The following is a 207-nucleotide window of genomic DNA, read 5'->3' on the forward strand; positions in this document are numbered from 1 at the left end:
GGGGCTATGGCGCAGCTGGTAGCGCGCCTCCATGGCATGGAGGAGGTCTGGGGTTCGAATCCCCATAGCTCCACGAGACTCTCCTGGGCTCCCCCTGCTTGTAAGCCCCTTCGGGGCTTACTTCGCCGGTGGGAGTCTCGTCATTTATCCCAGGAGGATGACCTCCTGGAACCTCCACGTGTGGGGGCTGCCGCCCCCACGCCCCCG

At 65.7% G+C, this 207-nt stretch carries 1 tRNA gene; it reads left to right on the top strand.

The annotated features are described in order from the left end of the window. Window positions 1–73 (top strand) — tRNA-Ala (locus RUR_RS11495). The last annotated feature ends 134 nt before the right edge of the window (window positions 74–207 follow it).

It is taken from the genome of Rhizohabitans arisaemae, from assembly GCF_025996515.1.
GTDB lineage: Bacteria > Actinomycetota > Actinomycetes > Streptosporangiales > Streptosporangiaceae > Rhizohabitans > Rhizohabitans arisaemae.